The following is a 14542-nucleotide window of genomic DNA, read 5'->3' as shown; positions in this document are numbered from 1 at the left end:
GCCTGACCGCGCTGCCTGCGTGGCGCGCCGACCGTGGGTGACGGTTCCGGTACCGTCTGCGGCATGCGCGGGGAGCGGACGGTCGGCGCCGTCTTCGTGGTCGCTGCGGTCGCGGTCGCGGCGTTCGTGGTCCTCGACCGGCACGAGGGTTCGGCCCAGTTCGCGGACCTGCCCGGCGACGCCGATGTCCGGCTCGTCGGCAGGTTCACCCCGCGCCAGGTCGACCGGATCGCCGCCCTGCCACAGGCCGCCGCCGTCGAGTGCGGCACCACCCTGTACGGCGTCACCGTCGTCACCACCCGCGGCGTGCTCAACGGCGCCACGGTCCTGACCGCCGCGACCCGGCCGGGCCTGCGCTGGTCACAGGTGCGGTCGGGCACGTACCCGGCGACGGACGGGCAGCTGCTGATCGACGAACGCACCGCCGCCGCCCACGACATCCGCCCCGGCGAACGGGCCACCCTGTCCCTCGGCGAAGCGGTGCTCAACGCCACGGTCGTGGGTGTCGCCGCCCGCCCCACGGACCACGCGATCGGCACCCGCGGCGCGGTGTTCCTGCTCCCCGCGGGCGCGGTGGCGGCGCTGTCCGGGGGAGCGTCCTGCGACACGGTGACGGTGGCCCTCCACCGGCGCCGGGACGCGAGCACCTTCAGCCGGGCCGCCGAGGACCTGCTGGACCCCCCACCCGCAGTCATCTACGACGAGTCCCTGCGCGGCCACGTCTAGGTGCTCTGACCACCGAACGTTCACGGCGTTGCGCTTTGAGGACGTCGGGGTGAACCACAGCTCGACGCGGTTGCGGGCGTCCCACTGGCGGATCTTGACGCGGATCTTGATGCCGTGGTGCGCGGACGGGTCGTTCAGGATGACGCGGATCGGTGCGCGGGCACGACGGCGCCCGGCCGCTCACCGGCGTGTCATTGCCCGGCGTCGGGTGCCGCGGGTCGCGGCAGTGGCCGATCCCGTCGCGGCCGCCGACTGGCCCACCGGCGGATCTTGCCCGGTTGATCGAAGTCGCGTCGTGGTCGTCCAGACGACCGGTACGCGGCTTCGATCACCACGATGGTCCGGCCGGCGCGAGGGTGGCCAAGCCTCCCGCGATGGTCCGGCTGGCGCGAGGGCGGCCAAGCCTCCCGCGATGGTCCGCGGCCTCGGCGTGCCTTTTGGGCGCGCCCGCATCCTGCGTCGGGCCGGGCCGGGCCGAGCCGGGGCGGGCCGGGCCGGGCCGGGGCGGGCCGGGGCGGGGCGGATGGCCGGGGTTGCTTCCCGGCACGGTTACGGTTGGGCGCCGGTCCAGGTCAGCGACAGACCGGTGGCGGCGCGGGTGGCGCGGATCTCCATGGTGTCGCCCAGGATGACGGCGCGGTCGGTGACGACGGGGGTGTCGTCGAGGGAGTACGTGACCCGGTCGCTGACGAAGACCGGCGTGCCGGGCGGGGCGTGCAGGTGGGCGGCGATGGTCTCGTCCAGGACGTCGGGGCGGATCGTCTCGGTGGCCCTGGCGACGGCGACCCCGGCGTCGGCGAGCGCGGCGTACAGCGACTTGGCGGCGAAGTCGACCGAGCGCAGCCGGTTGCCGAACGGCTTGCGCACCCACGACACCTGGTGCACGGCGGCGCGGCCGGCGAACTCGCGGACCCGCTCCAGGCGCAGCGCCGGGGCGCCCAGTTGCACGGCGACCGCGGACGGCGGGCGGCGCAGGGTCCGGTCCAGGACCCTGGTGCGCACCTCGTGGCCCTGCTCGCGCAGGTCGTCGGCGAGGCTGCGCAAGGATCCGAGCCGATAGGCGAGGTGCGGCGGCGACACGTACGTGCCCTTGCCGGCCTGCTGCACGATCAGCCCCTCGTCGCTGAGGTGCCGCAGGGCCTGCCGGAGCGTCATCAGGGTCACGCCGTAGCTGTGGCTGAGGTCCCGTTGCGCGGGCAGGGCGTCGCCCGGCGCGTAGTGGCCGGCGCGGATCTTCTCGGCCAGGTCGGCGGCGATGCTGCGATACCGCGGCTCGGGATTGATCGGCTCACCCTTCGTCTATGGCCTCCCGGATCGACCGGAGGTAGCCCCCGAGCTCGGCCGGTGAGGCGCCGTCGAGCACCCGGCGCATGATCGCGGCGCCGATGACGACACCGTCGGCGAGCTGTGCGGCCTGTGCGGCCTGCGCCGGGCTGGAGATGCCGAATCCTAGCAAGACCGGCAGGTCGCAGCGGTCGGTGAGCCGCCGCGCCAGGTCGGTGGCGGACGCGGCGAGGGTCTCGCGCTCGCCGGTGGTGCCCATGACGGTGACCGCGTAGACGAAGCCGCGGCTGCGGCGGGCGATCTCGTTGAGGCGCTCGTCGGGGGTGGCGGGGGAGGCCAGCAGCACCAGGTCGAGGTCCTGGTGCTCGGCCTCGGCGCACTCCTCGAGCGGCAGGTCGGGCACGATCAGTCCGTCGAAGCCGGCGTCGCGCAGGGTCGCGCAGAAGGCCGCGGCGCCGTCACGGACGACGAGGTTGGCATAGGTGCTGGCGACCAGCGGCACGGTGCCGGCCACCTCCGACACGCGGGTCAGGATGCCGCGCAGGGTGGTGCCCCGGCTCAGCGCCGCGTGGGTGGCCTCCTGGATGGTCGCGCCGTCGAGCGTCGGGTCGGAGAACGGCAGGCCGATCTCGATCGCGTCAGCACCCGCGTCGATGAGCGCCCGCAGGTGGTCGGTCCAGTCGCCGACGGCGCCGGCGGTGAGATACGGCATCAGGATCTTGTGGTCGGCGGGCAGCTTCACAGCAGCTCCTTCAGGGCGGAGATGTCCTTGTCGCCGCGGCCGGAAAGGGTCAGCAGCACGGTCGAGCCGGCGGGCAGGGTGCCGTCGGCGGCGGCGCGGATCACCCACGCGACGGCGTGCGCGGACTCGAGCGCGGCCACGATGCCCTCGGTGCGGGCGAGCCGCACGACCGCGTCGAGCACCTCGGCGTCGTCGACCGTCACGTACCGCGCGCGGCCCAGGTCGCGCAGGTGGACGTGCTCGGGGCCGATGCCGGGATAGTCGAGGCCGGCCGCGATCGAGTGGGCCTCCAGGACCTGCCCGTCGTCGTCCTGCAGGAACATCGAGCGCACCCCGTGCAGCACGCCGAGGGTGCCGCGGGTGGCGCCGGCGCCGCCCTCGGCCTCCACACCGACCAGCTTCGCGGTGGTGTCGACGAACCCGGCGAACGTGCCTGCCGCGTTGGAGCCGCCGCCGACGCACGCGACCACATAGTCGGGCACCGCGGCCGGCAGGGCGGTGGCGCACTGGCGGCGGGCCTCGTCGCCGATGACCCGCTGGAACTCGCGCACCATCCACGGATAGGGCATCGGCCCGAGCACGGAGCCCATGCAGTAGTAGCTGTCTTCGGTGGCGCCGACCCAGTGCCGCATCGCCTCGCTGGTGGCGTCCTTCAGCGTGCGGGCACCGGTGCGCACGGGCACGACCTCCGCGCCGAGCATCCGCATCCGGAATACGTTGAGCGCCTGCCGCTCGATGTCCCGCTCGCCCATGAACACGGTCGCCGCCAGCCCGAACATCGCCGCCGCCGTCGCGGTCGCCACCCCGTGCTGCCCCGCCCCGGTCTCCGCGATCAGCCGCCGGTGCCCCATCCTCGTCGCGAGCAGCGCCTGGCCGATCACGTTGTTGATCTTGTGGGAACCGGTGTGCGTCAGATCCTCGCGCTTGAGCAGCAGCGTCACGCCGAGCTCGGCGGACAGCCGCACCGCCGGCGTCAGCGGCGTCGGCCGGCCGACGTGCGTGGCGAGCAGGCCGGCCAGCTGGTTGCGGAACGCGGGGTCGGCCCACGCCGCCCGGAACGCCTCCTCGACCCGCCGGCAGGCGCCGATCAGCGACTCGGGCACATAGCGCCCCCCATACTCCCCGAACCTGCCCAGTGGCCCCGGATCGTCCATCAGCCGCTCCCGCACCGGCGGGCGGTGCGGGCGGATCAGCAGATCACCCATGGTGTCGTCGCTCCAAGAGTTCTAGAACTGTTGTGACTGTTCTAGAACAGTGGCAGACTCGGGCGGGGATGGCAAGCCGGTCCGGTCACATCGCCGGCGGCGCGTTCGTCAGTACCGGTGAAGCACGACGACACACGAGGGAGACAACTTCCATGAGCGACGGTTTCGGTCAGATCGTCTACCCGGTCAAGGACATCGCCCAGGCCAAGGCGCTGTTCACCACGCTGCTCGGGGTGGAGCCCTACATGGACTCGCCCTACTACGTGGGCTTCCGCGTCGGCGGCCAGGAGATCGGGCTCGACCCCAACGGGGAGCGCAAGGGCATGACGGGGCCGGTCGCGTACACCGCCGTGAAGGACATCAAGGCCGGCCTGCAGGCCCTCGTCGACGCGGGCGCCACCGCGCACACCGACCCGCAGGACGTCGGCGGCGGCCGCCTCATCGCCAGTGTCAAGGACCAGTCGGGCAACATCCTCGGCCTGCTCCAGGACGCCTGAAAGCCGCGCAGCTCCCGCCCGGTCCGTCCACTGGAGACGGTCCGGGCGGCGGGGCTGCGCGCTCTGCGCCACATGGCGTACTGTCCTGCGTCGATCGGACACCATCGTCACGGGGGAGACCATGGACGCATCGACGTTCCGCGTGCCACCGCGGGTGGCGGCGCTCGCCACGCGGCAGCAGCTCGGCACGCTCGTCGCCGGGCACAAGGGCGCCCACCCGGTGGTGGAGTGCCTCAGCGGCCTGGTCATCGCCGGCCTGCTGTTCGGCGCCTCCGCCGGCGTCTACTGGGTGGGCCAGTTCTTCGCGGTGAAGCCGCTCGCCATGCTGTTCCTGCTTCTCGTGCTGGCCGGCCTGGCTGCCGCCGGATACGCCTTCCACCTGCTGTTCCGGCCGTACGTCGTGGTGTACCACTTCGAGCACGGCCTGGTGTGGACCCGCAACCGCCGCGCCGACGCCGCGCAGTTCCCGTGGTTCGACGAGATGTACGTCAGCCGCAAGGAGGCGAAGGCCACCGCCGCCGGCCTGGTCACGCTCGACGGCCGGGAGCTGGACATCACCGGCGCCGACAAGCCGGACTACACGACGTTCGTCGACCGGATCGAGGCGGTGATGGTCTCCCGCCGCCGGCTCGTCCGGACCGAGCGCCGCGGGCCCGCGGGGCGCGGCGCGCAGGGCATCGGCCTCAGTGACCGCGCCCTCGCGGTCATCGCCGTGATCGGCGGCGGCGCCCTCGTCGCGGCCATCGCCGTGCCGCTGTCGAAGGCGGGCCTGCCGGGCCCGATGGCGGCCGTCATCGGCTTCCTGCTCATCGGCGCCGGCATCGGCCTGATCGGCGCCCGGGTCGACGGCCGGATCGCCGTGATCGGCGGGATCTTCGCGGCCGTCGCCGGCATCGTCACGATGATCGCCGTCGCCCGCGCGGTGCCGTACGTCAACCAGTACGTCACCGCGACCGTGGTCCTCGCCGCCGAGATGGGCATCGTGTCGGTGGTCGCCGGCCTGTACCAGCGCCTGCCCGCCCTGCCGCCCACCCGTGCCCGCCGGCGGCTGGCCGGCCGGCTCGGCTGGGAGTTCCTGCCGGCGCTCGACGTGCCGGTCCCCGGCCCGCAGAGCGGCCGGCGGCTCATCGGCGTCCAGGAGGGCGCACCGTCGGTGCAGCTGCACGACGTGCTCAGGGGCACCGTCAACGGCCTGCCGGTGCTCGTCGGCGACCGGCACCGGCGCAGACCCCGCCGCAGCGACCCGGTGCAGACCGTGTGGATGGTGCCGCTGCCCGCCCTGGTGCCCTACTTCCCCCACACCGCGCTCAACCCGGCCGGCCAGGCGGCGGGCCGGCCGTTCGCCATCACCCCGCCGTGGTGGGTGGAGGGCTCGTTCCTGCTGTGCGAGGGGCCGGGCGACCCCGAGACGATCGTCGCCTGGTCCAACGCCCTCACCAGGATCGTCGCGGAGATGCCCTGGGACACCGTCCGCGCAGTGGTGTCCGGCGGCCCTCCGGCGTGAGCGCGGGCAGTCACAGACGCGTGTTTCCCGGGACCGTGCTGCTGTGACCCGTCGCACCGGAGACCGCGCCGTGCGGTCGAGTCGCGGTCAGTCCTCCGAGTCGGTCGGGCGGATGGCCTGCAGCCAGGTCCGCGGCCCTTCCTGATCCAGCTGCCAGAACCCCCACCCGTTACGGTTGTCGTTGACCTTGGCGTTGTAATGGCGGACGACCGCCCGGGCGGCGCCCGTCGGTGACTTGTATGAGGTTCCCTTCAACGGGCCATCGATGATCTCGACCCGGGTGGGCGCGAAGTAGAGCGCCCGGGTGCGATGCCCCGCATAGTCGGCATAGATCGGCGTGCCCGCCGGTGCGCCAGCAGGCTCCTGCTCGCGGGCCACGCTGCCGGCGACCAGACGACGCACGATCTCGCCCTCGGTCACGCCTGCCATCCGGGCGGCGAAGGACACCGTTCGCTTCGTCTCGCCGTCCACTTCGATCGTCGCCATGCTGCCTCCTCGCAAGAAAGCAAGTTATCAGCGCATACACAGTAGAACAAGTAGACAGGGCATCGCTGTCCAGTAAAACATGGTTTGTACATGGTAGGAAGCGGCGCAGCGCTCTTTGCTTTGATCGAAGGATTTGCAGCAAAGTGAGCGAAGTTCCTAAGCTGAACGCCTCGTGGTAGGGCGGCGCTGGCTGAATTTGGTAAGTACAATTCGCGGGCGGTCTGCTGTACCAACTTTCGCGATGCGAGGGGGCATCAGGATGACCGGAAGAGGGCGACCCAGCCGTGCCATCGTGTATGAGCGACTCGAGCAGGCAATCGCCGAACTGAACGGGCGCTTCGGCGGGCTGCCCAGCCCGCATGAGGCGCAGAGCATCTGGGACGACATCTGGCATCAGGAGGCCCACAACTCGACCGCGCTCGAGGGCAACACGCTGGTGCTGCGGGAGGTGCAAGCGCTGCTGGACCAGGGGCGTGCGGTCGGTGCCAAGGAACTGCGTGAGTACAACGAGGTGCGCGGCTACGCGGATGCGGCCCGCTGGGTCTACGGGCAGGCCCTCGAGCCGGGTGACCGGCACGACGGCCGGCTCCTCAATCTCAGCGAGGTCCGGCCAGGCTGGTGCCGCTGGCCGCACTCGCCTCGCCGGACTTGAGCCTCCCAGCCCTCCGGCATGCAGCCCGCCGGGGCAGGTTGAATGCGATGCAAGGGGCCGACGGCATCTGGCGGAGCTCCCGCAAGGCGGTGGACGCCTACCTGGCAAGCCGTCACCAACGCGGCAACCTCTGACGGGACGCGGTCTCGGTCACCCTGAGCGGCGGTGGACCGCGTGACCGCGTGAGAGGGTGGAGGCATGGCCAACCGTCTTGCCGGCGCCACTTCGCCGTACCTGCAGCAGCACAAGGACAACCCGGTCGACTGGTGGCAGTGGTCGCCGGAGGCGTTCGAGGAGGCGCGGCGGCGCGACGTGCCGGTGCTCATCTCGGTCGGTTACGCCGCGTGCCACTGGTGCCATGTGATGGCGCACGAGTCGTTCGAGCACGAGGGTGTCGCCGCGGTCGTCAACGAGCTGACGGTGCCGGTGAAGGTGGACCGCGAGGAGCGGCCCGACGTCGACGCGGTCTACATGACGGCGACGCAGACGATGACCGGGCAGGGCGGCTGGCCGATGACGGTGTTCGCCACGCCGGACGGCGAGCCGTTCTTCTGCGGCACGTACTTCCCGCGCGACGCGTTCCTGCGGCTGGTCAGGGCGGTGTCCGACGCCTGGCGCGACCAGCGCGAGGCGGTGCTCAAGCAGAGCGCCGCGGTGGTGGGCGCGATCAGGCAGGTGGCCGAGAAGCCGCCGGCCAACCCGATGCACGAGGGTGTCCTGGACGCCGCCGCGCAGAGCCTGGTGAAGGCGTACGACAGCGAGCACGGCGGGTTCGGCGGGGCGCCCAAGTTCCCGCCGCACATGAACCTGCTGTTCCTGCTGCGGCACTACCAGCGCACCCGCGACGACGAGGTGCTCGACATGGTGCGGTTCACCTGCGAGCGGATGGCCCGCGGCGGCATGTACGACCAGCTCGCCGGCGGGTTCGCGCGGTACGCGGTGGACGGCACGTGGACGGTGCCGCACTTCGAGAAGATGCTCTACGACAACGCGCTGCTGCTGCGGGTGTACGTGCAGCTGGGCCGCATCGCGGGTGGCGGCACCGCGCGGCGGGTGGCCGGGGAGGTCGCCGGCTTCCTGCGGCGGGAGATGCACGACGGGCACGGGTTCATCTCGGCGCTGGACGCGGACACCGACGGGGTCGAGGGCCTGACGTACGTGTGGACGCCGGCGCAGGTCGACGAGGTCCTCGGCGAGATCGACGGCGCCTGGGCCCGGTACCTGCTGGAGGTGACCCCGGAGGGCACGTTCGAGCACGGCGCCTCGGTGCTGCAGCTGCCCGAGGACCCGTTGAACGTGGAGCGGTGGCTGGACATCAAGCGGCGCCTGAAGGACGCGCGCGACCGGCGCCCCCAGCCCGGCCGGGACGGCAAGATCGTCGCGGCGTGGAACGGGCTGGCGATCACCGCGCTGATCGAGTTCGGCCAGGTGTACGGCGACCCGCAGGCCGTCCGGCTCGCCGTCGACACCGCCCGCTACCTGGCCGGCACGCACATCGTCGACGGCCGGCTGCGGCGGGTGTCCCGCGACGGTGTCGCCGGCGCGCCCGCCGGGGTCCTGGAGGACTACGGCGCCGTCGCTGAGGCGTTCTGCGCGGTACACCAGGCGACCGGCGACGGCGAGTGGCTGACCCTCGCCGGGCAGCTGCTGGACGTGGCCCTGACCCGGTTCGCCGACCCGGCCGGCGGCTTCTTCGACACCGCCGACGACGCGGAGCGGCTGGTGAGCCGGCCCGCCGACGTGACCGACAACGCGACCCCATCCGGGCTTTCCGCGATCGCCGCGGCGCTCGTCGCGTACTCGGCGCTGACCGCGGACACCGGGCGGCGGGAGGCGGCGGAGCAGGCCCTCGCCACCGTCGCCCTGGTCGCCGCGACGCACGGCCGGTTCACCGGCTACGCGTGCGCCGTCGGCGAGGCGCTGCTGTCCGGCCCGTACGAGATCGCCATCGCCACCGAGGACCCCGCCGACCCGCTCGTCGCCGCCGCCTGGTGGCACGCGCCGCCGGGCGCCGTGGTCGTGGCGGGCCCGCCCGGCGCGCCGGGGGTGCCGCTGCTGGAGGGCCGGGTCTACCGCGACGGCCGGCCCACCGCGTACATCTGCCGCAACTTCGTGTGTGATGCGCCGGTCACCGCGCTCGAGGACCTCGTCGCCGCTCTCGGCTGAGCGGTCCCGCGGCGCCGTTTCTCCCCAGGGCGAACACGCCCTCCCTTGGCGTGCCTTCGTAACGGTGTAATCGTGTAATCAGAGTTGCACGAGCAAGGGAGTAAGCAGATGCGACGAGGAGAATGGGCCCGCGGCGGCCCGCGCAGCGAGCCACCGCCCGCCACCGACGCGCCCGCCTGGATCGGCGGCGCGCTGCCCGAGGCGTGGTTCACCGGCCCCGCCGAGATCACCATCGACCGTGACGAGATCACCATCGTCGGCCGGCTCAGCGACCCGCCGCTGCCCGAGGACGCGACCGACGCCGACCGCGCGGCCGCCGAGCAGGGCCGCATCGCCGGGTTCCGGGAGACCACCCGCGACCAGCGCATCGGCATCGCGCAGCAGCTTGAGCGGCGCTACCAGCGCAAGGTCGCCTGGGGCGTGCGGGTCGGCGAGACCCAGGAGCTGTTCACCACGTTCTCCGCGCCGGTGATGACCCGCCTGCGGCAGCGCGAGCGGCAGGTCCTGGACACCCTCGTCGACTCCGGCGTGGCCCGGTCCCGCTCCGAGGCCCTGGCCTGGTGCGTCGCCCTCGTCGGGCAGCACGCCGAGTCGTGGCTGGCCGAGCTGCGCCAGGCGATGACCCAGGTCGACGAACTGCGCAAACAGGGACCGGCGGTATGAAGCACGGCAACCCCGGCCACCCGGCGGTGTGACCCGCGCCCGGCCGCGGCGCCCCGCACCGGGGGTGCCGCGGCCGCAAAAGCTAGGCTCACCAGCCTATGGACTCGCGAACCGGACTCCCCGTCGTGGGCATGGTGGGCGGCGGCCAGCTGGCCCGCATGACCCACCAGGCCGCCATCGCCCTCGGCCAGTCGCTGCGGGTGCTCGCCGTCTCCGCCGACGACGGGGCCGCGCTCGTCGCCGCCGACGTGACGATCGGCCGGCACGACGACATCGACGCGGTCCGGGAGTTCGCCAAGGGCTGCGACGTGGTCACCTTCGACCACGAGCACGTGCCCGGCGACCTCATCCGCACCCTCGCCGCCGAGGGCGTCACCCTGTTGCCCGGCGCCGACGCGCTGCGGTACGCGCAGAACAAGCGCGACATGCGCACCCACCTGGCGCGGCTGGGCTTCCCCGTGCCCAGGTGGACCGACGGCGACCTGCAGGCCTTCGGCGACGAGGTCGGCTGGCCGATCGTCGTGAAGACCGCGACCGGCGGCTACGACGGCCGCGGCGTCTTCGTCGCGCACTCCGTCGCCGACGTGCCCCAGGGCGTCGAGGTGATCGGCGAGGAGCTCGTCGCGCTGAAGCGGGAGCTCGCCGCCGTCGTCGCCAGGTCGCCGCTGGGCCAGGTCGCCGCGTACCCGGTGGTGGAGACCGTGCAGCGGGACGGCATCTGCGTCGAGGTCCTCGCGCCCGCCCCCGGCCTCGACGAGGACCTCGCGGTGCAGGCCCAGCGCCTTGCCATCGACATCGCGACCCGCCTCGGCGTCGTCGGCATGCTCGCCGTCGAGCTGTTCGAGACCACCGACGGCCGGATCCTCGTCAACGAGCTGGCGATGCGCCCGCACAACTCCGCGCACTGGACCATCGAAGGGGCCAGGACGTCGCAGTTCGAGCAGCACCTGCGGGCCGTGCTCGACTACCCGATGGGCGACACCCGGCTCACCGCCCCAGCCGTCGTGATGGCCAACGTGCTCGGCGGCGCCCCCGGCGGCATGTCGATCGACGAGCGGCTGCACCACCTCTTCGCCGAGGAGCCCGGCGCCAAGGTCCACCTCTACGGCAAGCAGATCCGCCCCGGCCGCAAGATCGGCCACGTGACGGTCCTCGGCGACGACCTGGAAGACTGCCGCCGCCGGGCCGCCCGGGCCGCCCGCATCCTCGAAGAAGGGTATGAGCATTGACCGACGTCGGCATCATCATGGGCAGCGACTCGGACTGGCCCGTCATGCGCCTGGCCGCCGAGGCGCTCGCCGAGTTCGGCGTCGCCCATGAGGTGCGCGTCGTGTCCGCGCACCGCACGCCGCACCTGATGCTCGACTACGCCGGCGAGGCCGCGGCCCGCGGGCTGAAGGTCATCATCGCCGGCGCGGGCGGCGCGGCGCACCTGCCGGGCATGGTCGCCTCGGTCACCCCGCTGCCGGTCATCGGCGTACCGGTGCCGCTGAAGTATCTCGACGGCATGGACTCGCTGATGTCGATCGTGCAGATGCCGGCCGGCATCCCGGTGGCAACCATGGCGATCGGTGGCGCCCGCAACGCCGGGCTGATGGCCGTGCGTATCCTCGCCGCCGCCGACCCCGCACTGCAGGCGAAGGTCCGCGACTTCCAGGAGTCGCTGCGCGCGATGGTGGCGGAGAAGGACGCCGCCCTCTCCGCCACCATCAATCAGTAGGTCACGGCGCCCATGGGGCGGCCAGGTTCCAGCCGCTGTCGGCCGTCACGGTCTGCGGGCGGTTGAAGCCGGTGCCGCCGCCCGAGGCGATGTACACCTGTGCGTCGTAGTGGCGCAGGTACGACCCCGCGATGTTGATCGACTCGAAGGTGGCGCCGGTGCCGCCGACGCCCGGCCGGGCGCAGAACGTGGCGTCGGCGAGGAACAGCGCCGAGCCGTCGTTGACGGCGTTGCGGACCCGCGAGTTCGCGTGGCGCAGGTACTGGCCGGGGAAGTTCACCGACTCGAACGAGTAGCAGGACGAGTCGGCCAGCCCTCGCCGGACCGTGTACGTCGCGTCGGCCTTGAGCAGCGCGCTGCTGCCGGCGTTCACCGGCTCGGTGTAGGCGAGGCTGTCGGCGTGGCGCAGGTACCGGTCGGTGAAGCCCCACGTGGTGACCTGCAGCGACCTGCGCACGTCGGTCGGCAGCAGCACCGAGCTGCGCCACAGCGCCGGGTTCGCCGTGCTCCACGTGGCGTCGGCGGCGAAGCTGGTCGCGGTGTCCCAGGCGTTCGGCCCGCCGCTGCGCGCCAGGTAGACGTTGTCCGCGTGGTGGCGCAGGTACGCGCCGGGGAAGTTCAGCGACTCGAACGACGTGCCGCCGGCGGCCAGCCCGGCACGGCTGCACCAGGTCGCGTCCGCGGCGAAGCTGCCGCCCGTGTTCGCGTCGATGCGGACCCGTGAGTTCGCGTGCCGCAGGTACTGGCCGGGGAAGTTGACCGACTCGAACGAGAAGCACCGCGGGTCGGCCAGCCCCGTCACCGTGCGGAACGACGCGTCCTGCCGCGCCCCGTCCGGGCTGGCCTGGCTGAGCACGTCGGTGCGGGCGAAGGAGTTCGCGTGCCGCAGGTAGCGGTTGGTGAACCCGGCCGTGGTCACCTGGAACGACCGGACGTGCCCGAGCGTCAGCGGCACCGCCGCGTTGAGGTTCTTCGACGCGTTGATGAGGTTCGTGTTCGAGGTACGGACCTGGGCGGTGTCGACCTTCTGCACCTGCCGGTCGTAGGTGAGCAGCCCGTTGTACTCGCCCTCGACGTCGGTGATCTCGGTGTACACGTACGCCGACATGCCCTTGGTCGTCATGAGCTGCTGCGCGTCGCGGATCATGCCGGTGAACCGGTTGGTGAGCTGCGCGGCGCTGGACACCTGCTCGTAGGCGAAGTACTGCCCGTCCGGGCTGTACTCGTGTGCCGGCGTGCGCAGGCCGATCCCGCCGAACTCGCCGAGCACCGACACGCGGGTCGCCGACGGCAGCGGGGCGTCCGGGCCGGTGTAGATGTGCCAGTCGATGATGTCGCCGGTACCGGGGTCGCCCTTGGACGCGCAGCAGTTGTAGCCGCTGTGCGGGTTGATGAGACGGGTCGGGTCGTAGTTCTTGAGGTCCGTGGTGATCCGCTGGGTGTCGGCGAGGCTCCACTCGCCCCAGCCCTCGTTGAACGGCACGTACGTGACGACCGCCGGGGAGAACCGGTGCTCGTCGATGATCTCGCGGGCCTCCGTCTCCAGCTCCGCGATCTGCGCGGGCGTGCGGTTCGCGTCGAACGCCGGGGTCGACGGGATGTCCTGCCACACCAGCAGGCCGAGCCGGTCGGCGTGGTAGTACCAGCGCGCGGGCTCGACCTTGATGTGCTTGCGGACCATGTTGAACCCGAGGTCCTTGTGCTTCTGCAGGTCAAAGGCGAGCGCGGCGTCGGTGGGCGCGGTGTAGAGCCCGTCGGGCCAGAAGCCCTGGTCGAGCGTCCCGGCCTGGAACACGAACTCGCCGTTGAGGGTCGGGCGCAGCACGCCGTTGACGAGCTTCTTGCCGACCTCCCGCATGCCGAAGTAGCTGACGACCTGGTCCACGGCGGCGCCGGCGGCGTTGCGCAGCGAGACCCGCAGGTTGTACAGGAAGGGGTCGTCGGGTGACCAGCGCCGCGCGTCGGGCACCGGCACGGTGAACTCGCTGAACCCGCCGGTGCCGCTGCCGACCACGGTCGAGCCGTTGAGCACCTCGGCGAGCACGGTGTGCCCAGTGACGTTGCCGCGGGTGAAGACCCGCACCCGGGCGGTGTTGTTGGCGAGGTTGGCGTAGATGTCGACGGAGAAGATCGACGACACCGGGGTCGGCTCCAGCCAGACCGTCTGCCAGATCCCCGACGTCGGGGTGTAGAAGATGCCGCTCGGGTTGTTGGTCTGCTTGCCGATCGGCTGCTTCTCGCCGCGGCCGTCGGTCGGGTCGTAGACGCGCACCACGATCTCGTTGACCCCACCGTTGAGCTGCGGGGTGATGTCGACCTCGAACCGGTCGTAGCCGCCCTTGTGGGTGGTGACCTGCACGCCGTTCACCCAGACGGTGGCCTCGTAGTCCACCGCGCCGAAGTGCAGCTGGACCCGGCGGCCGCTCCAGCCGGCCGGCACGGTGAACGTGCGCCGGTAGAACATCAGGTCGCGGTTGTCGTTGCGCATGATGCCCGACAGCGCCGACTCGACGGGGAACGGCACCAGGATCCGCTCGGGCAGCGTCTGGCCCAGCGGCGGCGCGGCGTTGCGGTTGACGTTGCCGGCGGCGTCGGTGGCGGGGTTGAGGAACTCCCACTCGCCGTTGAGCGACTGCCACTCCGGGCGGGTCATCTGCGGCCGGGGGTACTCCGGCAGCGGGTTCGTCGTGGACACCTGACCGGTCCACGGGGTCGTCAGCGGCGAGGTCTTCGGCACGACGGCCGTGGCCGGCGCACCGGCCGCGACCAGCGAGCCGGTGGCGAGCGTGAGCACAGCCAGAGTGCGGGCGAGGAGGTGGCGCATCGAACTCCTTCTGGCGGGAAAGAGCACGCGGAACCGGCGCGCGGCCGGTTGACGGCCGGCCGTGCGCGGGCGG

At 72.3% G+C, this 14542-nt stretch carries 13 protein-coding genes; 8 read left to right on the top strand and 5 right to left on the bottom strand.

What is annotated here, in order from left to right:
- Positions 1-63 precede the first annotated feature (63 nt).
- A complete protein-coding gene (locus tag AB0H83_RS02705) occupies positions 64-726 on the top strand; it encodes a hypothetical protein (RefSeq protein WP_360085742.1) in 663 nt (220 codons plus the stop codon).
- A gap of 549 nt (positions 727-1275) precedes the next feature.
- On the opposite strand, the gene AB0H83_RS02700 is transcribed toward AB0H83_RS02705, so the two are convergent.
- The 3 genes from AB0H83_RS02700 to trpB are packed head-to-tail and all read right to left on the bottom strand — an operon-like array spanning position 1276 to position 3906.
- Positions 1276-1983 (bottom strand): GntR family transcriptional regulator, encoded by a 708-nt coding sequence (locus AB0H83_RS02700; protein ID WP_360086478.1) that lies wholly within the window; start codon positions 1981-1983, stop codon positions 1276-1278.
- A gap of 31 nt (positions 1984-2014) precedes the next feature.
- Positions 2015-2752, bottom strand: coding sequence for a tryptophan synthase subunit alpha (trpA, locus tag AB0H83_RS02695; protein WP_360085739.1), 738 nt, complete (start codon positions 2750-2752; stop codon positions 2015-2017).
- On the bottom strand, positions 2749-3906 hold the full coding sequence (gene trpB / locus AB0H83_RS02690) for a tryptophan synthase subunit beta (protein WP_360086475.1): 1158 nt from the start codon (positions 3904-3906) through the stop codon (positions 2749-2751). Before trpB ends, trpA begins: the two co-directional genes overlap by 4 nt.
- Positions 3907-4109: 203 nt before the next feature.
- Here trpB and AB0H83_RS02685 point away from each other — a divergent pair, with 203 nt between their 5' ends.
- Positions 4110-4454: a VOC family protein gene (locus tag AB0H83_RS02685; RefSeq protein ID WP_360085736.1), complete on the top strand. Its 345-nt coding sequence runs from the start codon at positions 4110-4112 to the stop codon at positions 4452-4454.
- Between the two features lie 121 nt (positions 4455-4575).
- Positions 4576-5958, top strand: a complete 1383-nt coding sequence (locus AB0H83_RS02680) for a hypothetical protein (protein WP_360085733.1) — start codon at positions 4576-4578, stop codon at positions 5956-5958.
- 87 nt (positions 5959-6045) lie between these two features.
- Here the strand turns inward: AB0H83_RS02680 and AB0H83_RS02675 are convergent, their stop codons facing one another.
- The gene (locus AB0H83_RS02675) at positions 6046-6444 is read right to left on the bottom strand and encodes a hypothetical protein (protein WP_360085730.1); all 399 of its coding nucleotides are present in this window, start codon (positions 6442-6444) and stop codon (positions 6046-6048) included.
- 292 nt (positions 6445-6736) lie between these two features.
- Here AB0H83_RS02675 and AB0H83_RS02670 point away from each other — a divergent pair, with 292 nt between their 5' ends.
- From AB0H83_RS02670 to purE, 5 genes are all read left to right on the top strand, one after another.
- A complete protein-coding gene (locus AB0H83_RS02670; protein ID WP_360085727.1) occupies positions 6737-7096 on the top strand; it encodes a hypothetical protein in 360 nt (119 codons plus the stop codon).
- 198 nt (positions 7097-7294) lie between these two features.
- Complete coding sequence (locus tag AB0H83_RS02665) at positions 7295-9262, top strand: thioredoxin domain-containing protein (protein ID WP_360085724.1); 1968 nt, start codon at positions 7295-7297, stop codon at positions 9260-9262.
- Positions 9263-9370: 108 nt separating this feature from the next.
- Positions 9371-9925, top strand: a complete 555-nt coding sequence (locus AB0H83_RS02660) for a hypothetical protein (RefSeq protein ID WP_360085721.1) — start codon at positions 9371-9373, stop codon at positions 9923-9925.
- A 98-nt stretch (positions 9926-10023) separates the two neighbouring features.
- Positions 10024-11154 (top strand): 5-(carboxyamino)imidazole ribonucleotide synthase, encoded by a 1131-nt coding sequence (locus AB0H83_RS02655; protein ID WP_360085718.1) that lies wholly within the window; start codon positions 10024-10026, stop codon positions 11152-11154.
- Positions 11151-11645 carry a 5-(carboxyamino)imidazole ribonucleotide mutase gene (gene purE / locus AB0H83_RS02650; protein ID WP_360085715.1) on the top strand — a complete coding sequence of 165 codons (495 nt, stop codon included), beginning with the start codon at positions 11151-11153 and terminating at the stop codon, positions 11643-11645. Before AB0H83_RS02655 ends, purE begins: the two co-directional genes overlap by 4 nt.
- 1 nt (position 11646) lies before the next feature.
- Here the strand turns inward: purE and AB0H83_RS02645 are convergent, their stop codons facing one another.
- Positions 11647-14469 (bottom strand): AbfB domain-containing protein, encoded by a 2823-nt coding sequence (locus AB0H83_RS02645; protein ID WP_360085712.1) that lies wholly within the window; start codon positions 14467-14469, stop codon positions 11647-11649.
- Positions 14470-14542: the final 73 nt, after the last annotated feature.

Source organism: Dactylosporangium sp. NPDC050688 (assembly GCF_040654515.1).
In the GTDB taxonomy this organism is placed as follows: Bacteria; Actinomycetota; Actinomycetes; order Mycobacteriales; family Micromonosporaceae; genus Dactylosporangium.
Note: the sequence above shows the minus strand (reverse complement) of the source record. Positions and strands in the feature narration are given on the sequence as shown.